General features: G+C 46.2%; 17 protein-coding genes. 10 read left to right on the top strand and 7 right to left on the bottom strand.

The features are described from left to right. Positions 1–108: 108 nt before the first annotated feature. The 4 genes from PSE7367_RS03875 (at position 109) to PSE7367_RS03860 (ending at position 4,546) form a co-directional block, all read left to right on the top strand. Positions 109–678, top strand: a complete 570-nt coding sequence (locus PSE7367_RS03875) for a DNA-3-methyladenine glycosylase (protein ID WP_015164057.1) — start codon at positions 109–111, stop codon at positions 676–678. 369 nt (positions 679–1,047) lie between these two features. Continuing rightward, complete coding sequence (ahr, locus tag PSE7367_RS03870) at positions 1,048–2,049, top strand: NADPH-dependent aldehyde reductase Ahr (RefSeq protein WP_015164056.1); 1,002 nt, start codon at positions 1,048–1,050, stop codon at positions 2,047–2,049. A 305-nt stretch (positions 2,050–2,354) separates the two neighbouring features. Continuing rightward, positions 2,355–3,236 carry an isoaspartyl peptidase/L-asparaginase gene (locus PSE7367_RS03865; protein ID WP_015164055.1) on the top strand — a complete coding sequence of 294 codons (882 nt, stop codon included), beginning with the start codon at positions 2,355–2,357 and terminating at the stop codon, positions 3,234–3,236. Positions 3,237–3,532: 296 nt separating this feature from the next. Next, positions 3,533–4,546 carry an NAD(P)/FAD-dependent oxidoreductase gene (locus PSE7367_RS03860; protein ID WP_015164054.1) on the top strand — a complete coding sequence of 338 codons (1,014 nt, stop codon included), beginning with the start codon at positions 3,533–3,535 and terminating at the stop codon, positions 4,544–4,546. A gap of 170 nt (positions 4,547–4,716) precedes the next feature. Here the strand turns inward: PSE7367_RS03860 and PSE7367_RS03855 are convergent, their stop codons facing one another. The 3 genes from PSE7367_RS03855 to PSE7367_RS03845 form a co-directional block, all read right to left on the bottom strand. Continuing rightward, complete coding sequence (locus tag PSE7367_RS03855; RefSeq protein WP_015164053.1) at positions 4,717–5,184, bottom strand: ferredoxin; 468 nt, start codon at positions 5,182–5,184, stop codon at positions 4,717–4,719. Positions 5,185–5,252: 68 nt separating this feature from the next. Beyond that, positions 5,253–5,642: a DUF1257 domain-containing protein gene (locus tag PSE7367_RS03850; protein WP_015164052.1), complete on the bottom strand. Its 390-nt coding sequence runs from the start codon at positions 5,640–5,642 to the stop codon at positions 5,253–5,255. 318 nt (positions 5,643–5,960) lie between these two features. Further along, on the bottom strand, positions 5,961–6,221 hold the full coding sequence (locus PSE7367_RS03845; protein WP_015164051.1) for a DUF2997 domain-containing protein: 261 nt from the start codon (positions 6,219–6,221) through the stop codon (positions 5,961–5,963). 215 nt (positions 6,222–6,436) lie between these two features. Between PSE7367_RS03845 and PSE7367_RS03840 the strand changes: the two genes are divergently transcribed. Continuing rightward, positions 6,437–7,699, top strand: coding sequence for an anhydro-N-acetylmuramic acid kinase (locus PSE7367_RS03840; RefSeq protein WP_015164050.1), 1,263 nt, complete (start codon positions 6,437–6,439; stop codon positions 7,697–7,699). Between the two features lie 219 nt (positions 7,700–7,918). Here the strand turns inward: PSE7367_RS03840 and PSE7367_RS03835 are convergent, their stop codons facing one another. Then, positions 7,919–8,338 carry a DUF302 domain-containing protein gene (locus tag PSE7367_RS03835; RefSeq protein WP_156800335.1) on the bottom strand — a complete coding sequence of 140 codons (420 nt, stop codon included), beginning with the start codon at positions 8,336–8,338 and terminating at the stop codon, positions 7,919–7,921. A 778-nt stretch (positions 8,339–9,116) separates the two neighbouring features. Between PSE7367_RS03835 and PSE7367_RS03830 the strand changes: the two genes are divergently transcribed. The 3 genes from PSE7367_RS03830 to PSE7367_RS03820 all read left to right on the top strand — a co-directional run bounded on the left by PSE7367_RS03830 (position 9,117) and on the right by PSE7367_RS03820 (position 11,642). After that, on the top strand, positions 9,117–10,037 hold the full coding sequence (locus PSE7367_RS03830; RefSeq protein ID WP_015164048.1) for an STM4504/CBY_0614 family protein: 921 nt from the start codon (positions 9,117–9,119) through the stop codon (positions 10,035–10,037). Between the two features lie 207 nt (positions 10,038–10,244). Next, complete coding sequence (locus PSE7367_RS03825; protein ID WP_015164047.1) at positions 10,245–10,901, top strand: ATP-dependent Clp protease proteolytic subunit; 657 nt, start codon at positions 10,245–10,247, stop codon at positions 10,899–10,901. A 141-nt stretch (positions 10,902–11,042) separates the two neighbouring features. Continuing rightward, a complete protein-coding gene (locus tag PSE7367_RS03820; RefSeq protein WP_015164046.1) occupies positions 11,043–11,642 on the top strand; it encodes an ATP-dependent Clp protease proteolytic subunit in 600 nt (199 codons plus the stop codon). 165 nt (positions 11,643–11,807) lie between these two features. Here the strand turns inward: PSE7367_RS03820 and PSE7367_RS03815 are convergent, their stop codons facing one another. After that, entirely contained in the window at positions 11,808–12,983 is a 1,176-nt protein-coding gene (locus PSE7367_RS03815) for a 30S ribosomal protein S1 (RefSeq protein WP_015164045.1), read from the bottom strand. A 1,011-nt stretch (positions 12,984–13,994) separates the two neighbouring features. Next, entirely contained in the window at positions 13,995–15,035 is a 1,041-nt protein-coding gene (locus PSE7367_RS03805; protein ID WP_015164043.1) for an RNA polymerase sigma factor, RpoD/SigA family, read from the bottom strand. Between the two features lie 1,044 nt (positions 15,036–16,079). Between PSE7367_RS03805 and PSE7367_RS03800 the strand changes: the two genes are divergently transcribed. Both PSE7367_RS03800 and rd read left to right on the top strand, forming a co-directional pair. After that, positions 16,080–17,153: an isocitrate/isopropylmalate dehydrogenase family protein gene (locus tag PSE7367_RS03800; RefSeq protein ID WP_015164042.1), complete on the top strand. Its 1,074-nt coding sequence runs from the start codon at positions 16,080–16,082 to the stop codon at positions 17,151–17,153. A gap of 279 nt (positions 17,154–17,432) precedes the next feature. After that, positions 17,433–17,594, top strand: coding sequence for a rubredoxin (gene rd, locus PSE7367_RS03795; protein WP_015164041.1), 162 nt, complete (start codon positions 17,433–17,435; stop codon positions 17,592–17,594). 277 nt (positions 17,595–17,871) lie between these two features. On the opposite strand, the gene fabF is transcribed toward rd, so the two are convergent. Beyond that, positions 17,872–19,128, bottom strand: coding sequence for a beta-ketoacyl-ACP synthase II (gene fabF / locus PSE7367_RS03790; protein ID WP_015164040.1), 1,257 nt, complete (start codon positions 19,126–19,128; stop codon positions 17,872–17,874). Positions 19,129–19,131: the final 3 nt, after the last annotated feature.

The following is a 19,131-nucleotide window of genomic DNA, read 5'->3' as shown; positions in this document are numbered from 1 at the left end:
TGCCATTCTTGATCACAAGGTTCTTAAAAGCTGGACTAAGCTATGGCAAGCGATCGCCATTGAGCCAAAGAGATGATCCCGATATTTAGGGGATAAATGTTTTAAACGATGGACAAAGAATTTTTAGCGCGATCGGCGGATCTAGTTGCGCCTGATTTATTGGGCTATACATTGGTTCGCAAGATCGGTGGGGTTGAGTATCGCGGTTTGATTGTGGAAACTGAAGCCTATACTGCAGATGATCCGGCCTGTCATGGTTATCGCCGCAAAACCCCTCGGAATCAGGCGATCTTTGGTAAACCTGGCTCCGTCTATGTTTACTTGATCTATGGCATGTACCATTGCCTTAATATTGTCACGGATGTGGAGGATGTTTGCAGTGCAGTGCTAATTCGCGCTCTAGCACTCGACAAAATTCCGGCTTGGGTAACACTGGGGAAAAAAGAAAAACCCGATCGGGTGGCGGCTGGCCCTGGCAAGCTGTGTCGCGCTTTGCAAATCGATCGCCAATTGGATGGCATTATGCTCAAACCTGGGGCTGGGCTGTGGCTAGAACCTGCTAGCGATCGACTTAAACCTGCTGAAATCTATCAAACCACCAGGATCGGCATTACTCAGGGTGCAGAAATCCCCTGGCGTTGGTATATCAAGGAGCATCCAGCGGTATCAAAAAAATAGAAATTTGCAGTTAGCTATAGTTTGAACTGGTCACAGGCGGAATAAGCCAAATTGTTAGCGGTATAGAAGTCAGAATTTTTAGTTGTTTAGTGAATGACTCTTGGTTCTGTCTCGATCCTATGTCTAAGAATAATTACATGTGAATGATTACATGTGTAGGACTGCGGACAAATTTAATTAGAAAAGTTAGGTAGATAAAACATTAAAGCCCCGATCGCATGAATCAGTGGCGATCTCGGCATGATATGTTGCCATTAATTGAAATTTATCCCATTAATACTTCAGCAACCGTCTACCGTATGGGAATCGACAAAAGCTGAACTTAACTACCCAGATTTGCAAAATCAGAGCAAGCAATAAGGAGCCAAAATGGTCAAAGCATATGCAGCCCACCAAGCCGGAGCCAAACTCGAACCCTTTGAATATGAACCCGGTGAGTTGGGCGAAGAGCTAGTCGAGATCGAAGTTGAATATTGCGGCATCTGTCATAGCGATCTAAGTATGCTGGATAACGAATGGGGCATGACCCAATATCCATTTGTGCCAGGTCACGAGGTAGTCGGCAAAGTCGCCGCGATCGGCAGTCGGGTCAAGAAGCACAAGGTGGGCGATCGGGTTGGCCTGGGTTGGTATTCTAATTCCTGTATGGCCTGTGAGTGGTGCTTGGGTGGCGATCAAAATCTTTGTCTCACTGCCGAAGGCACGATCGTAGGTCGGCCAGGTGGCTTTGCCGATCGGGTGCGGGCTCATTGGACTTGGGCAACGGCAATTCCCGAAGCAGTTGATCCTACCAAAGCAGGCCCCCTATTCTGTGGTGGTATCACTGTGTTTAATCCAATTATCCAATTGGGGATCAAATCTACCGACAAGGTGGGTGTGATTGGGATTGGTGGTTTGGGGCATATGGCGATCCGATTCCTCCATGCCTGGGGCTGTGAGGTGACCGCTTTTTCCGGTAGCCCAGACAAAGAACAAGAGGCACGCGATTTGGGCGCTGACCATTTTGTCAATTCCCGTGATCCCGAAGCGATCGCCGCCGTCAAAAATAGCTACGATTTTATTCTGTCCACTGCTAATGCCAACCTCGATTGGGATGCCTACATTGCGGCGTTGCGACCCAAGGGGAAATTGCATTTTGTGGGGGTAACGCCCAATCCAGTCTCTAGCCAGGTCTTTCCGCTGATTGCTGGCCAAAAGTCAATTACCGCCAGTCCCTTAGGCAGTCCTACCACCACGGCTAAAATGATTGAGTTTTGCGCCCAACATGGCATCGAGCCAGTGGTGGAAATGTTTGATTTTGCACAGATCAATGAAGCGATCGATCACCTGCGCAGTGGCAAGGCTCGTTATCGGATTGTGTTAAAGCATTAGTTAGTTTGGTTAGTTACCAGTTACCAGTTGCCGGACTACCGATCGATTATCTTGATCAAATAGCCATAACTAGCATGAGCAATTAATATGGCGATCGCCCTGTTCTAAATTGGAGTTGGGCGATTTAATTTTTGCCACACAACAATCATCGATCGCCACATCTCAAGTTAAATGTAATATAGACATGCTAGAGCAAGGCTAGATCAGGTAAAGCAGTTTTGAAAGGCTCTACTAAAGTCGTGCCTATTTCTTCGAGACTTCAATAGAGTAAGAACTTCGATCGAGAATTAATTTAATTAATGTCAATGCAGCCAAAAATAATTATCCACGGTGGGGCAGGCAATTCCGCCGAGGGGAAAGGCGGTTTAGAACCAGCCAGTCAATCCCTGCGCCAGATTGTCGATACGGTCTATCAATCGCTTCTGGGGGGAGCCAGCGCGATCGAAGGCGTGGTGCAAGCCTGTAAGCTCTTGGAAGACGAACCCAGATTCAATGCGGGCACTGGCTCGGTGTTGCAATCAGATGGCCAAATTCGGATGAGCGCTTCTTTGATGGTGGGCGATCGCCAGAGTTTTAGTGGTGTGATCAATACCGCCAGGGTCAAAAATCCAATCGAGCTGGCCGCATATTTACAAACCTCCGACGATCGGGTGCTGTCTGACTATGGCGCGGCGGAACTGCTGCGGGAATTAAACATGCCGATTTATAACCCACTCACCGACAAGCGTCTCAACGAGTGGATCGAGGAGCGTAAAACTAATTTCACCCGTAAGATGGCGGAAGTGGCAATGGGTACGATCGGCGCGGTGGTGCTCGACCAAAATGGTAATCTCTGTGCGGGGACTTCCACGGGCGGCAGAGGCTTTGAGCGAATTGGCCGGGTTAGTGATTCCGCCATGCCAGCGGGGAACTATGCCACCAGCTCCGCAGCAGTCAGTTGCACTGGTGTGGGTGAAGATATTATCGATGAGGGCCTGGCCACCAGGATTGTAGTGCGGGTTACTGATGGTATGTCTCTAGACCAGGCAGTGGACAAATCATTTACAGAAGCAAGAACCAGAAACCGCGATTTCGGCGCGATCTGCATTGATGCCACTGGTGCGATCGTCTGGGATAAGACCTGTAAGTATTTATTTTCGGCCTACCATGATGGTACACAAATTGGTGACACGCTCTTAGCTTATTAGCTTAAGCTGCTGAGATGTGCTTAGTTAAACCTACTTGAATTATGAAATTATGAGGACTAGTGTTTTTTAGTTTTGTGGCAGTAAGAATTAGCCGAGCGATCGAAAATCAGTCCCTTGTGGCCAAATATGATTACATTTACAGGACTGCCCTTTATTGATTAGCTTCGCTGTAAGCTGTTATAGAGCGCGATCGGCTCGACAGACAAGGTCAAAGAAAGATTTGCCCAAACTGCCAAATTACCCAAACAACATGGGAAGATGGAGCTAGGCTTAACACAACTGACAAACACTCGCTTATGAAAGACGCAATAATTATTGGCGCTGGGTTATCAGGGCTGGTGTGCGGTCAGCAGTTACGCAATGCTGGGCTGGATGTGGCGATCGTGGAAAAATCTGCCGGGGTGGGCGGCAGGATGGCCACCAGACGATTGCAAGGCACTTGGGTCGATCATGGGGCGCAGTATTTGACCGTGCGGGATGATGGGTTTGGCCGCTTCATTGACAAGCTTCAGGAGAAAAATGTTGTACAGCCCTGGACACGCATCATCCATAAATTAACTCCAGAGGGTTTACAGCCTCCTGCCCCTGATGAAATGTATCCACGCTATGCCTGCCCCAAGGGCATGACCGCGATCGCTAAGTTTTTAGCAGCCGAGCAGCAAATAGCACTCAGCACCAGGGTCAATGCGGTTAACTATCACGATCGCGCCTGGCACTTGATTACTGATAACCAGGAACCGATCGTGACTAAGTCGGTTGTTTGTACAGTTCCAGCCCCACAAATGCTGCCAATTTTTGAGCCAGTTCTGGCGGCTGCCCCCAGTTTTGTGAAAGCTTTGCAGTCAATTCGATTTGCGCCCTGTTTGTCGTTGATGGCAGGCTATGCTGATTCAGAGTCAATCCCCACCGCGTGGCAGGCGATTAGGGTAATTGATGATCCAATTTTGAGCTGGATTGCGATCGATAGTAGTAAGCACCCTGATCAAGCCAAGCAACCTGTATTTGTGCTACAAAGCACGGCCGAGTTTGCCAGACAATCGCTAGAAGAAAGCAACTTAGAACTGGCAGGTAAACCCCTTTTACAACAAGCTGGCAAATTACTGGCCAAATGGATCGCCGAGCCTAAATGGTGGCAGGTGCATCGCTGGCGGTATGCGTTTGCCGAGGAAGCCTTGGGGGTTGCTTGCCTGAGCACTGCGGAGCCACTACCGCTGGTTTGTGCTGGTGATTGGTGTGCTGGACAAAATGTGGAGGGGGCTTATCAATCTGGCTTGGCGGCGGCGGATTCTTTGCTGGAGTTAATTAGTTGATGGTTGTTTAATGATCTAGCTTTGTGGTGGCTGATGTTATTGCCAAAAGACTTTTTTGAATAGATAACTAACTTTTGGCGTGGAGAAATTGAGCTATTTCTCTGTCGATATTCTCAACATTCAATATCTCATTTCAATATATTTGTATATATCGATCGAAACGACCTCAGTTAGTGAATGCCTTTAGGTGAACTGGTTTGCTTAAAGATATTCTTCACCTTGGTCGATCGATCGCCAGCCAAGCTAATCCCCAGGTTTTGAATCACCTGATCTTTGCGTGCCCGTTCTAATTCGGATAGCTCGTTGTAGTTGACCCAATGGATGCAATCCACCGGACAGGTATCGATCGCCTCTTGAACTAGCGGTTCCGTGTCTCCATCCTGACTCACTACCCTGGCGCGGCCATAGCTCTCTTCTAGGAAAAAAGTATTTCCGGCCACATGGGCGCAATGACCACAACCAATGCAGGTAGTCTCATCCACATAAACTGCATTTTGCCGCAGCGCCCCGCCCAACTCTGGCTCTAGCCCAGTTAGATCGGGATCAACCTCACGCAGGCTACCACCTAACTCTGGCTCCATGCCATTTTTAGCGATCAGATCAGCGATTGCCTGTTCAGCATTTTCGTTTAAAGCCATAGGACAAAAAATTAGCTAGTGCTAGCGGCAATATGAATTATAGATTTATGGTAATTAATTTAGGTTAATTAACCATTCCAGCGTTGCAATACCAAACGCACCGAACCATCTTCGGCCTTGGTTTGTTCCGCCAGGGCAAAGCCTTGCTTTTGCGATTCGGACATTACCGTTTGCACTGCATATTGATGAGACAGCTTGTTCAAAAAGCTTTCCACCGTCCAGGGCTGCTTCCAGAATTGTAGATCGGCAACCAGTTCGTATTCAATTCCGTTCCAACGGAAACCAATATCATAGCCATTTTCTTGAGCGATCGCCAAGTCAGCAACGGTAGACTCACCATTGTGTCCGCGTAAATCATAGTTACCGCCGGACTTCCAATCTAAGCCTAATTCGGACAAGGCTGCTTGCAGGGGCTCAAGGCTACGAATTTGGGTCTTAATTTGGCTAAAATGCGACATATGTCCCTATCTACTACTCCAGTTAGTTTTTTAATTTGAAATTTTAAAATTTAGTTTAAAGTCAAGCAAAGACTAATTTAGTTGATCCGGTTCACAAATTGGGGAGAAGAAGAACTAATCAGAACGATCGGCTCAAGTAGTCGGATGATTTTGCCCCATATTAATCTATGTTTACTTAGGCAGTAGTATCCACTTACATAATCTTAACAGTTTAATCAAGTTAATCAAGGCTGGCGCTACCGCTAATCCTAAGTAACTATAATAAGTAACTGTAAATGGTTAGCATTAGTCACTTGCTATGATCCTGCTAATGTGGCATTACCATTGGCTAAAACTACCGGGTTCGCCTGCAGTGGCCAAACGATCGCCGACCATCTCATATTGAGAATTATGCTGTGCAGTGGTTTGAGCACAGGCCTGATTAGTAGCAAAGTGCTCTGAAGTGAGTTCACAACTGACCACCTTTCCTAATTTGGCTTCGATCGCCGCTGTCACTTCCGCACAACTGGAGCCAACAATGCCGGTCACTTTTTCTTCGACCCGACCATCGGCATGGATAATGAATTCTAGTGTTTCCATTTACCCTCGTAGGTTAAACCTTATATAGTTTTGCCTGATTTTTCGCTATGAGTCAATCTAGGCAGTTAGTTAAGCAAAAGTTGTGAAAACGTAATGTTTGACGGGAATAGACACAACACAATCAAATCGAAAATTTACAAATATACATAATGCCATAGAGACAAATCTATCGATCGAAATAGGTGTAAGCAACTATTAAAGCAGTCTTGAGCAGTATGAGTGAACAAAAACTGGATCGAAAGTTAGTTTTAGGCATGATGAGTGGCACCTCAGTTGATGGGATCGATGCCGCCCTGGTGGAAGTTACCTGCTTCGATCGCTTTGATCAGGTTGTCAATCCAATTCAGATTAACCTCAAGGCAGCGGCAACTTTTGCCTACAGTGCCGATCTGCGTGCGGAAATTCTGGCGGTATGTGCGGGAGCACCGCGATCGTTGGCGCAAATTTGTGTCCTGGATGATGCGATCGCCCATGCCTTTGCTAATGCTGCCCAGGACTTAATCCAACAGCAGGCGATCGATGTGGGGCTAGCTCAACCGCTGCAACCAGACTTGATTGCTTCCCACGGTCAGACTGTCTATCATCGTCCGCCCAGCCCTAATTTAAGTCTCGATCGCCAACCGCTAGAGCATCACCAGAATAATGCCAGCAAATTCAATCATGGGTTGGGCTACACAGTTCAACTGGGGCGAGGCAGCGTGATTGCCCATCAAACTGGTATTCCCACCGCCAGTGATTTCCGCACCGCTGATATTAATCTTGGTGGCCAGGGTGCGCCATTAGCACCAATTCTCGATTGGTTATTACTTTCCCACCAGCAGTTAAATCGGGTCTGTCAAAACATTGGCGGCATTGGCAATCTTACTTTTCTGGCCGCTGGCGGCGATCGCAACGCAGTTACCGGTTGGGATAATGCGCCAGGTAATGTCTTGATCGACATGGCCACCCAACAGCTTTTTGGTCAACCTTTCGATCGGGATGGTCACCTGGCCAGCCAAGGCTCACCTAACCAATCCCTGGTGGAAGTATGGCTAGAGCATGAGTTTTTTACCACCCCACCGCCCAAATCAACGGGACGGGAATTATTCAGTCCGGCCTATTTACAAGCGCTGATCCAACATTGCGATCGGCTTCAGCTTTCCGGTCATGACGTTTTGGCCACCCTGACTGAATTTACCGCCAGAGCGATCGTTAATAGCTATGATCAATTCCTGCCCTGCCGACCGGATGAGGTGTTGGTATGTGGCGGGGGCAGTCGCAATCGTTATTTAATGGGGCGGTTAAGTGATTTACTGGCACCCAATGTTTTTGTGACCACCACAGATGCTTGCGGCGTGGATGCGGACTTCAAGGAGGCGATCGCCTTTGCGGTGTTGGGATTTCTGTGCTTGCACGATCTACCGGGTAATTTACCTTCGGTTACTGGCGCGCGGGCAGAGGCTATTTTGGGGCGGATCGACCTGCCTTTACCGGCATGATCCGGCATGATTAATAAAGTTAATTAGGTTAAGTCCGGGTTGGCGATCGATATATCGATATAAAATAAATAATAATCTCAACAATTAATATTGATGTTTATTCTATCCTGACGTACTAATGCATATAGCGCAGTCACAGCAAGCCAAACACCATATGCATATGATTTGAATGGCTTAGACTTAAGAAATCTTTAGAAGATTTTAGGAAGTCGGGGATTTTTAGCTTCCGGTAGCTGTTTCCGCCAGGTTTAATAATACTGCGCCAAGTTTCTGGATGTTGGGATCGCACTCTGAACCTAGCTCGTGGCGATCGGCTAAATATTCCGGTGCATTGTAAGCAAGCCAAACTTTACCTTCCGCATCCTGCCAAATTAGCGCTTTTAGCGGCAGATCAATGCCAATTGTGGGATTGCACTGCATCAAAGGCGTGCCAACTTTGGGGTTTCCAAATATAATTACTTCTGTAGGTCGGAGATCCAGTTCCACGCTGGTCGCTCCAGCACCATGATCAATCCTGGTAAACACTGTAATGCCGCGATTGCGGAGTAAATCCTCTAGGCGATCGCCAGTTTCCGCGACGCTGTGGATACTCTCAACTCGTACCAAGCCGTCATCGAATCTCTCTTCTGCTTTGGTCATGGGTATGTTTAGGGAGGAAATAACAATAAAGCTGAGGAAATAAGTTAGACCAAGTAACAGGTTAAATCGGCCTTTTGCCCTACCTATGATGCTTATATTGCTTGATTTACTAATGCTTGATTTACTAATTAAGAACATAAAGATTGCCTCACCGGATCGATCGCCTAAGTCCAGATTCTACATGTACTTGCTTCTGGATTCACAAAAAAATCCACCAACTAAATCGGTGTAGATTATGCCTGTTTTTAGCACAAATCCGGTGTAGATTGATCGCCACCCATAGCAACATTCCTAACCAATAACTGCAATCATTACATACATAGAAATGCTGAGTTGATTTATTAGCCAATTATTTGGTTGTTTTGCTAACTAAATGATTTTAGCCATTACTGCCATTACTTAAAAACTAGCTAAATTAGCAGGTTTGATCTAGATCACACAAGCGCTGTGATTAGATCCCATAGAATCAAATTGCAAATGTTGAGTAAGGCCATAGTGAAACGATCGCTAGATATTAATATCTTTAGCAGTTAGCTTAAAGATAATGGCCAATCGATGCATAGATATCGTTCTTAGATATCGATTTATAGACAAAGAGCCATAGATTCCATTGAAATAGATACGAGTGACTTGCGAATGTTTAGTTCATACTTAATCTTGAACTAACTCGCTGGAACCAATTCAAGCCCAGCGATCAGATTCTTCATTGATTTAGGGCTTGCCGCAATCAATCAGCAATCAATCAATTTAATACTAGTTAATTTTAGGGTGCGCCAATATGAGAGTGCTGGATATTTACTCCAAGCGGAAAAAACAATCTCAGCAAGACCGATCGGAAGTATTTCAATACGAAAATATTCCGGTTAATCTGCGCATTCAAATTATTCATATCATTGGCGATTCGATCGGATTGGGGCGGCATAGCGAAGCGGTCAAGCTCTACGATGTAATCCACCGTCATCTTTGCCGGGAGTATGGTGTATTTAGCCTGGTGGCACTCCCCCACCCGGAATCGATCCCCATTTTAGAAGCATTGCTTAGTTTCAATAGTCTGGAGCCGTCGTTGCGATCCTTTGATTATCTAGATATTACCCTCGATATCATTGAAATTAGCTTCCGGGCGATCGACCAGGTGGTGCGGCGCAATCCCTTTTTATATGGCGCCAAGATTCACCCCGACCACGCGATCGATGAGTTAAACCAGCGCTTTCTAGAACATAGCGTGGGCTATAAATTCAACGATGGCAAAATCATGCGGATCGATTCCGAATATATCCATGCGGAGGTGGTGAAACCGGCGTTAACGCTGCTGGATGATTGTAAATTTAGCCAAACCAATGCAGAATTCCGCTGCGCCCATGAATATTTCAATCAGGGTAAATATCAAGAATGCCTGGGGCAATGCCTCAAATCCTTTGAGTTGGCTTTTAAAACCATTTGCGATCAAAAAGGGTGGCAATATGGCCCCGAAGACACGGTTGGCACATTAGTGGATAATTGCCAGAATAAGCAACTGGTGCCGGAATTTTTGCAAGCGCAATTCTATGATATCTGCCGTGCCTTGCGCCATAGTATTCCATCGGAAAGCGATCGCGCCGCCAAGCCAACCGAGGAGTTGGAAAGTATGGCTGCCTATGTATTAAATCTAACCGCTACAAATATTTCTTTCTTAGTTAAGTCGCAACAGGAAGCTGGTTGAGGTTAGGATGAGCACCGCTGAAAATACCAGTGTTTTAAATAAATTCGACTGTCCGATCAAAAAACAAAATAGCCGATCGAATTTAATCAGATCCTAGCCGATCGATTGGCGGGTAACCCTACTCATAAATGCCATAAAACCGCAAAAGCGCTGTGATAAGCTAGCATAAAGCCTAGCCGTAGTCTTAAATAGCCAATTGTCGAGCATATGAATCAATCACCAAACGCTGTCCAAGCAGGTTATTACGGAGATGCTGCCTTTCGTTCTCCACCGCCAGATTTACAATCCTTGTTATTAAAAGAGCGGATTGTTTATATTGGTATGCCCTTAGTAGCATCGGTCACCGAGTTAATTGTGGCTGAATTGCTCTATTTGCAATACGAAGATACTGAAAAACCAATTTATATCTACATCAATTCCACTGGCACCGATCGCGGTGATGGTGAACCAGTCGGGTTTGAAACGGAAGCCTTTGCGATCTGCGATACGCTCAAATATATCAAGCCACCGGTACATACAATTTGCATCGGCACTGCGGCAGGATCGGCAGCGATGCTGTTGTCCTCTGGGACTAAAGGTTGCCGTGCCAGTTTGCCCAACGCCAACATTGTGCTACGCCAACCGAAAAGCTATGCCCGTGGGCAAGCCACCGATATCCAAATTCGGGCGAAGGAAGTGCTGGCGAACCGCGATACGGTGCTGGAGATGCTGGCTAAGAACACAGGTCAGCCCCGCGAGAAAATTAGCAAGGATATGGATCGCTTGTTATATATGAGTGCCTATGATGCTAAAGAATATGGTTTGATCGATCGGGTATTGGAAAGTCGCAAGGATTTACCCACGGCAGTTCCTGCCTCAATCTAACTACATAACAACTTAAACGTTTAATCAATCCACTCATTTACTCATTTAGCGATCAGTGATTGTTTAACGCCAAGAGTATTTCGATCGCCCACCGTCAACATATATTTAGATATTTAGAGCCAGAGTGCAAGGATAAAAAATATGCCCATCGGAGTACCCAGAGTTCCCTATCGGATGCCCGGATCGCAGTACACAGACTGGATCAGCATCTACGATCGCCTTTACCGCGAACGGATCATTTTTCTCGGCCAGGAAGTAGACGACGAGATCGCCAATCGGATCGTGGCAGTGATGCTATATCTCGATTCCGAAGAACCTGGCAAAGATATTCGTCTCTATATCAATTCCCCCGGTGGATCGGTCACCGCTGGCCTAGCGATCTATGACACAATGCAGCACATTAAATCTGATGTGAGCACAATTTGTGTTGGTCTTGCCGCTTCGATGGGTTCATTCCTGTTGATGGCTGGCACCCCTGGCAAACGCTATGCCCTACCCCATTCAAGGATCATGATGCACCAACCGAGTATGGGTGGTACCCGTGGCCAGGCCACTGATATTGAGATTGAAGCCAAAGAAATCCTGCGGATTAAGGATCTACTCAACCGTGAATATGCAACCCGCACTGGTCAGCCATTGGAAAAGATTGAGCGGGATGTCGATCGTGACTTCTTCATGTCAGCAGCCGAGGCCAAGGATTATGGCTTGCTCGATCGGGTGATCGAAGAACGCCCTGAATAACCCCTGAATAATCTCAATAAACTGCGCAGACCAATAAATTCGATCAACGCAACGATCAATAAAAAGAGAGGCATTGACTAGGTTAACTAATCGATGCCTTTTTTTGTTTGACTATTATTTTTATCCACAAGTTGAGCAGATTAGTCTAGTTAGGTTCTAGCTTAATTACTCAGCCACTGGATCAGTAGCCAATTCTGGCTCTACTGTTCCTTCTACCTCAGGTAAGGACTCTGCTTCTGATTCATCCACTGCCACTGCTGGCTCATCTGCTACTGATTCAACTTCAACTTCAACTTGCTCAGGCTCAGATTGCTCTTGCTCAGTGCTGCTATCATCATCGCTACTAGCCACCGGCTCAGGCTTCGGCTCTTCCTTCACTGGCTTGGCAGGAGATTCGCGGGGTGCATCATAGCCACCGATCGCCGGCAACATCATTGTAATTGGCGGTGTATTCATCTGCTCACGATACTTAGCTGCCATTTCCTCAGCCTTGTCATAGACCAACTGGGGATCGCGTACCATATCACCGGGCTCAGCTTCTAACTGCTTGGTCGAGAGTGAAATCCGGCCGCGCTCGGCATCCAGGTCAATGATCATCACCTTAACTTCATCATTAACGTTGAAGACGTTATGAGGTGTATCGATGTGATCGTGAGAGATTTCGGAAATGTGCAGCAGGCCGCTCACGCCACCAATATCGATAAAGGCACCGTAGGGCTTGATCCCACGCACCACACCGATCACGACTTCGCCCACCTCTAGCTTGTTCATCTTGCGCTCAACTAGGGCACGGCGATGACTGAGCACGAGGCGATTGCGATCTTCATCAACTTCCAAGAATTTCAGTGGCAATTCTTCACCCACCAAATCTTCCTTGGGTTTACGGGTGCTGATGTGGGAGCCGGGGATAAACCCACGCAAGCCTTCGATCCGCACCAACGCACCACCACGGTTTGTGGCAAAAATGAGCGATCGCACGGTGGCATCCTCTTCCTGAAGCTGACGTACCCGCTCCCAAGCCCGCATATATTCAATCCGGCGGATCGAAAGGGTTAGCTGACCTTCTTCGTTTTCATCGGCAATGATGAAAAATTCACGGGTATCTTCGTTTTGAAGCACTTCATCGGGGTGATCGATCCGGTTGATCGACATCTCCTGGATCGGGATATAGGCGGCAGTTTTTGCACCAATATCAATCAGAGCCCCCCTTGGTTCCAGACTAAATACGGTACCTGGCACAATATCACCAGGACTGAAGTGATAATCGTACTTGTCTAGTAATGCAGCAAAATCTTCGTGGGTGAAGCCTATATCTACAGTGGGTTTTCTCTGACTGATCATACTTGAATTTTTATTCTCCTAGTGTTTTTCCCTCAAGTTCCTCCTGGAAATGTAAGAGCAACTGCGATCGACAGCGCGGTCTACATCACCACCTCTGAGCCCCAATGGTGAGTTGTTTTTTTATATGGGCACAGGCATACAATTATATACTAACTTAAGCTCATTTTTTCAATTGTGATTACTATTATAAGCAAATCGATCGATATTATTGATTGATATTAAGGTACCTGCTATCAAGATTGTAGAATTCCGCCAAATCAAAGAAGCTGATCTAACCCAACTTGAAACAGCCTGCTCGGCAAGCATAACGATCGATTAACCGTAATCCTTGGTAGTTATATCGGTATAACGATCTTGTCTCACTACTCACAAACATTAGACTAAGGTAAGCTGTTTGCCCCTGAGATTAGGTTTGGTAGTTAAGATCGCAGGCACAATCAATCCTGCCAATGCTAGAGCGAAAGTTAGCAATCCAGCCAACACCACCCAGCCATAGTAGCGATTTGCCAAACCCTTGTGCTTTACAATCAAGAAAGTGATTATGCTGCAGTAAATTGCAAAACAGATATAAAGAAGAAGCGCGAGAATGATTGCACTAGTTACCATCCAGGCAACGCCAAATAAGCCAGCAATCAACCATGCTACGAAAATAAATGTGGCAGTAGCTAAAGTCCCTAGCAGCAAATGGGCAAAGTAAAAGCCGATCGCTCCCTGGATCGTTCTTTAGGTGGCGAAGTCAAACAGGAAGCGACGGGCTCGGTTAATAAATTTGTCCATCCCTGATTTTCCTAACTCTGTTGCTTGATCCTAATAGATCCTACCCAATAGTGAGATTAGGCAACCTACTGACACTCTCATGCGACTAGATGCAGCCATAAGTTATGGCAATCGATCGCCTCATGTTTATAGATCTAAGCAAATAGAGCGAAGCAACTCAGTGATGCTGCATAGTAATTATTCTGATTACAGGCTCTACTTTGTTTGCTTCATAGTCCAACTAGTCTAACGAGTCTAACTAGCCAGATATTCTTGGATCGCAGCCTTACGCTTGCGTAGACTGTCCATCGCTTGACGCTCTAACTGGCGCACCTGCTCACGGCTTAGCTCCATCCGTTTGCTAATACTTGCTAGCGACATTTCCTTGCCATCCTCTAGCCCATAGCGCATGATCATTACCTCCCGTTGCTTGGGAGTCAAATCCAAAAGCAACCCAGCAATGTCATCACGCAAGGACTCACTAAGGGCAAAGCTTTCCGGCGAATCGCCCTCATCTTCAAGCAATTCCGCTAGCTCAGTATCTTGGTTATCACCAATCCGCAAATCCAGAGACACGGGCTGCCGTGCCATTGATAGGAACTCACGGACTTGTTCGGGCTTTAATTTCAAAGCATCGGCTATTTCCGCCGCAGTTGCGACCCGACCCAGAGACTGGGAGAGTTGGCGTTGTGCTTTTTTAATTTTATTCAGTTTTTCAGTTATGTGGACGGGGAGGCGAATTGTTCTTGCCTGTTGCGCGATCGCCCTGGTAATTGCTTGCCTAATCCACCAATATGCATAGGTAGAGAACTTAAACCCTTTAGTGGGGTCGAACTTATCTACTGCTCTTTCTAAGCCTAATGTTCCTTCTTGGACTAAATCTAACAGCTCTAGATTACGCTTTTGGTATTTTTTGGCAACTGAAACCACCAGGCGTAAATTCGCCTCAATCATCTTGCGCTTAGACCTGGTGCCATCCCGCACAATCTGTTCTAATTCTTCTATGTTTAAGCCAGCTTTATCAGCCCACTCAGCTTGGGTGGGTTGGCGATCGAGTTGCTCGGCTAGATCTTCATACAATTCGCTCAACCGCATGAGCTGTTGCACGCGCTTGCCAAAAATAATTTCTTCTTCGCTAGTCAGCAAAGGAATCTTGCCGATTTCATGTAAATATGTGCGCACCATATCAGCAGAAACACCGGGCCTGGCAACACCTTTGTCAGCCGATCGTTCTGTAGCGCTTCCTGTGGCGCTTCTAACCCCAGCCTTAGCTTGAATTGATTTTTTTCTAGACATACTCGCTACCTTCACGGAACTCCCTACTTACTGACTCCGAGGGCTGAGCTAGATCTTCTAATCTTTATCATTAATTTCTCAGCTTGGCTAACTTTTGTTAACATCTAAAACCAAGAACCTGTAGTTGGGATGTTATCTACTATGATGAAAGATTGGGTTTTTTCCAACAGCCTTTGGATTACATATTATTACAGATTTAGAAGCAAAAGTAAAACTAGTGATAATACCACTTTTTGGCTTTTGCATGTAAGTATTTACACTCAATTTGCAAAAATACCCCCTTGCAACTTGCTGCGATTAATTTAAGGTTGGGCGATCGATTTGCTTAGTTTGTTTAGTAGCTTTAAAAGCATGCGATCGGCGCAGAAATTGGTTAGCAAAACTGATTAAAACTACCCACGCCTTACCAAAAATAGTTAGTAATTGGCTTATTTTAAATAGACCGAATCCTTAAACTTATTGTTCCCTAATTATCAATAATTCATACTTAGGAATCAGGGACTTAATATCTTGATTAAGGATGAAATTAACTAATTAGTTAGGCTGCTTAGTCAGGCTATGATCGAAATAGCTAACAAACTAGTTCGCCATGCCACCAGAGCAACACCAGGACAATGAATCTGCCTCCACAATTACCTCAACCTTTAACTATTGAGAAATTTCAAACAGTCTAATTAGGTCAAGCAACTGATTAGGTTAAGAAACTTGCACTGCTGCGATCGCACCGTCTTACTCCTACAGCTTAAATAAAGCATCAAGGTGTGAACATCATGTATACATAAAAGCTGGTAATTAGCTCTATTTTTCACCTCCGCTACTTTTGGCATCTACCGCACAGATTTTGAGCCAGACACAGGCTATTTTGATTGCTATTAACGTCTATATAACTTATAGCAATTAGCTTTAGGAGCCCGAAACACCCAAATGGGTCATAATTGCCTGACACCGATCGCAACTTCAAAGATGATTTGGAGGCGATTCTGTAGCAATTAGGTTCTAAACTAAACAAGTAAATCAATCCAGAGTGTAAGGAGAATAGCGCCCGTGGCGTATGCGGTTACATTAGTTAGAGGCGATGGTATTGGCCCTGAAGTGGCTCAGGCAACCCAAACAGCGGTTGATGCTACTGGCGTGGCGATCGATTGGACGATCGTTGATGCGGGGGTGGATGTGATGGCAGAATATGGTACACCCCTGCCGGAGCATGTTTTGGAGGCGATTCGAACCACCAAAACTGCAATCAAAGGTCCAATCACTACGCCGGTGGGATCGGGGTTTAGATCAGTGAACGTGGCGATCCGCAAGGAATTAGATCTATATGCAAATCTGCGCCCGGCTCGATCGATCAAGGGGGTGAAAAGCACTTTTTCTGATATTGATTTAATCGTGGTGCGCGAAAATACCGAAGACCTCTATGCGGGGATCGAGTTTGAAACCGGCACTAGTGAGGCCGTTGAAGCACTGGAGTTTTTGAGCAAACTAGCAGGCAAGCCGATCAGAAAAGGTTCGGCGATCGGGGTTAAGCCCATTTCTGAATTGGGTAGCAAACGCATCGTGAAGTATGCCTTTGATTATGCCCGTGCTAACAAGCGCCAGAGAGTTACCGCTGTCCATAAGGCCAACATCATGAAGTTTACCGATGGGCTATTTCTGGAAGTGGCGCGGGAGGTGGCCAAAGACTACCCAGATATTGAATTCGACGATCGGATCGTTGACAACATGTGTATGCAACTGATGCAAAAACCAGAGCTATACGATGTGTTGGTGTTGCCGAATCTCTATGGTGATATTATTTCCGACCTTTGTGCTGGCATGATTGGCGGCTTGGGGGTTGCACCTGGCGCTAATATTGGCGCTGATTATGCTGTGTTTGAAGCAATTCATGGTTCTGCACCCAAGTATGCGGGCCAAAATAAAGTTAATCCTACTGCTTTGATTTTGTCTGGCGTGATGATGTTACGGCATTTGGGCGAAATCAAGGCGGCGGAGCGCTTACAAGCGGCGGTGGAGGCGGTGATCGGTTCTGGTCAAAATGTGACCTATGATCTGGCTCCGGCAGGCATTGACCCCGTTGGTACTCAGGAAATGGCTACGGCGATCGCCAAGAAAATGGCTTAATTATCTTTGTTATTCTTAGTTATTCTTAGTTATTCTTAGATTTTCACAAAGATCTATTAATAGATAATAGATATATGGGGCAGTAGGGGCGTTGATTAGGGCAATATATGTGTTCTTAATAGTTTTCTAGTAATTTTTCTAGCAAGACTTTAGGCAATTAATGTCCTAATCATTTGCCTGGTTAATAACTGAAACTTTGTGTCGGCGCGGTGCAAATTTATTTCAATATTAATCGATTGCCAGCATACCTGGTTCCATAAATCAGAGAGAGGAAATATTATGCAAAAGTATAAATGTAGCGCTTGTGGATATATATATGATCCAGAACAGGGCGATCCCGACGGCGGCATTGATCCTGGTACGGCCTTTGAAGATATTCCTGATGATTGGGTTTGTCCTACTTGCGGGGCATCAAAGTCCAGTTTTAAGCCGATCGATTAGAGCAAGATTAATTGATCGACGAGTTCTAAATCAATGGCAATGAATTAATTATTTGAGCGATCGGTAACTAATTACAAATCCTATTTCAAGACAAGATCGGTGATCGTAATTACGATCGCTTTTTTTTTACTGAATTATAAAAATTAGGCTTAGCGATCGCCAAACCTAAAAAATTCAACTAATAATTTAATGCCTTTTTTGAAATTAGTAGATTTCAGGCAATTATGGCTCACCGATCAGCCTGATTTAAATTTGTAATTAATCTATCAATCTGGTTCTAGTCCTGATAGCGCTTGAAAACCAGGGTGACATTATGGCCACCAAAACCAAAGGAATTGGAAGCCGCTACATCGATCTTTACCTGGCGTGCCTGATTAGCCACATAATCGAGATCGCATTCGGGATCGGGATTTTCCAGGTTGATCGTTGGCGGTGCGCAGTTGTTCTGCATTGCCAAAATTGTGGCAACCGCTTCGATGCCACCGGAACCACCGAGCAAGTGGCCGGTCATTGACTTGGTGGAACTCACCACAATCTTATGGGCATGTTCACCTAAGACCTTTTTGATCGCCTTGGTTTCAGTTGGGTCATTAACTGGGGTGCTAGTGCCGTGGGCATTAATGTAGTCAACCAGATCGGGGGTAATGTTGCCATCCTTGAGGGCTAGGGAAATGGCACGAATCGCACCCTCACCCTCTGGGGACATACCGGTCATGTGATAGGCATCACAGGTAGCACCATAGCCAACAATTTCCGCATAAATTCTTGCGCCTCTGGCCTTGGCATGGTCCAGACTTTCCAGGATCATAATCCCAGCACCCTCGCCGAGTACAAACCCATCTCGATCCCGATCGAATGGACGAGAGGCATGGGTCGGGTCGTCATTACGTCTGGACATGGCTCTTGCTGAAGCAAAGCCTGCAAAACTCAGGGGTGTAACTGCGGCTTCGGTACCACCACAGATCATCGCCTGGGCATACCCACGCTGCACCATTCTGAACGCATCACCGATCGCATTTGAGCCTGCCGCACAAGCAGTTACTGTGCATGAATTGGGGCCCTGCGCACCGGTGTGGATCGCCGTTAGTCCCGCCGCCATATTTGCGATCATCATCGGGATCATAAATGGGCTACAGCGTTTGGGGCCTTTGGTCATCAAGATCTCATGTTGATCTTCCAACACTTGCAAGCCGCCAATCCCAGTCCCAATCAAAACCCCAATTTGCGCCGCATTGACTGGGCTGATTTCTAAGTTGGCATCTTTGAGTGCTTGCATACTTGCCGCCACGCCAAATTGGGCAAAGCGATCCATCCGTTTGGCATCTTTGCGATCGACATATTCTTGGGGGTCAAACCCTTTTACTTCGCCTGCAACCCGGCAATCATGACCTGATGCATCAAAGCGGGTCACCGTATCAATGCCATTTTTGCCAGAGGCCAATCCTTGCCAATAATCATTAATATTGTTACCTATCGGCGTAATTGCACCCAGGCCAGTTATTACGACACGGGAAATGGGCTGTAAATTTTGCATATT

This window comes from Pseudanabaena sp. PCC 7367 (assembly GCF_000317065.1).
In the GTDB taxonomy this organism is placed as follows: domain Bacteria; phylum Cyanobacteriota; class Cyanobacteriia; order Pseudanabaenales; family Pseudanabaenaceae; genus Thalassoporum; species Thalassoporum mexicanum.
Note: the sequence above shows the minus strand (reverse complement) of the source record. Positions and strands in the feature narration are given on the sequence as shown.

Excerpts from the sequence above, each read along its gene's own strand:
- PSE7367_RS03875 (WP_015164057.1), top strand. The coding sequence starts at position 109 with ATGGACAAAGAATTTTTAGCGCGATCGGCGGATCTAGTTGCGCCTGAT.
- ahr (WP_015164056.1), top strand. The coding sequence starts at position 1,048 with ATGGTCAAAGCATATGCAGCCCACCAAGCCGGAGCCAAACTCGAACCC.
- PSE7367_RS03865 (WP_015164055.1), top strand. The coding sequence starts at position 2,355 with ATGCAGCCAAAAATAATTATCCACGGTGGGGCAGGCAATTCCGCCGAG.
- PSE7367_RS03860 (WP_015164054.1), top strand. The coding sequence starts at position 3,533 with ATGAAAGACGCAATAATTATTGGCGCTGGGTTATCAGGGCTGGTGTGC.
- PSE7367_RS03855 (WP_015164053.1), bottom strand. The coding sequence starts at position 5,184 with ATGGCTTTAAACGAAAATGCTGAACAGGCAATCGCTGATCTGATCGCT.
- PSE7367_RS03850 (WP_015164052.1), bottom strand. The coding sequence starts at position 5,642 with ATGTCGCATTTTAGCCAAATTAAGACCCAAATTCGTAGCCTTGAGCCC.
- PSE7367_RS03845 (WP_015164051.1), bottom strand. The coding sequence starts at position 6,221 with ATGGAAACACTAGAATTCATTATCCATGCCGATGGTCGGGTCGAAGAA.
- PSE7367_RS03840 (WP_015164050.1), top strand. The coding sequence starts at position 6,437 with ATGAGTGAACAAAAACTGGATCGAAAGTTAGTTTTAGGCATGATGAGT.
- PSE7367_RS03835 (WP_156800335.1), bottom strand. The coding sequence starts at position 8,338 with ATGACCAAAGCAGAAGAGAGATTCGATGACGGCTTGGTACGAGTTGAG.
- PSE7367_RS03830 (WP_015164048.1), top strand. The coding sequence starts at position 9,117 with ATGAGAGTGCTGGATATTTACTCCAAGCGGAAAAAACAATCTCAGCAA.
- PSE7367_RS03825 (WP_015164047.1), top strand. The coding sequence starts at position 10,245 with ATGAATCAATCACCAAACGCTGTCCAAGCAGGTTATTACGGAGATGCT.
- PSE7367_RS03820 (WP_015164046.1), top strand. The coding sequence starts at position 11,043 with ATGCCCATCGGAGTACCCAGAGTTCCCTATCGGATGCCCGGATCGCAG.
- PSE7367_RS03815 (WP_015164045.1), bottom strand. The coding sequence starts at position 12,983 with ATGATCAGTCAGAGAAAACCCACTGTAGATATAGGCTTCACCCACGAA.
- PSE7367_RS03805 (WP_015164043.1), bottom strand. The coding sequence starts at position 15,035 with ATGTCTAGAAAAAAATCAATTCAAGCTAAGGCTGGGGTTAGAAGCGCC.
- rd (WP_015164041.1), top strand. The coding sequence starts at position 17,433 with ATGCAAAAGTATAAATGTAGCGCTTGTGGATATATATATGATCCAGAA.
- fabF (WP_015164040.1), bottom strand. The coding sequence starts at position 19,128 with ATGCAAAATTTACAGCCCATTTCCCGTGTCGTAATAACTGGCCTGGGT.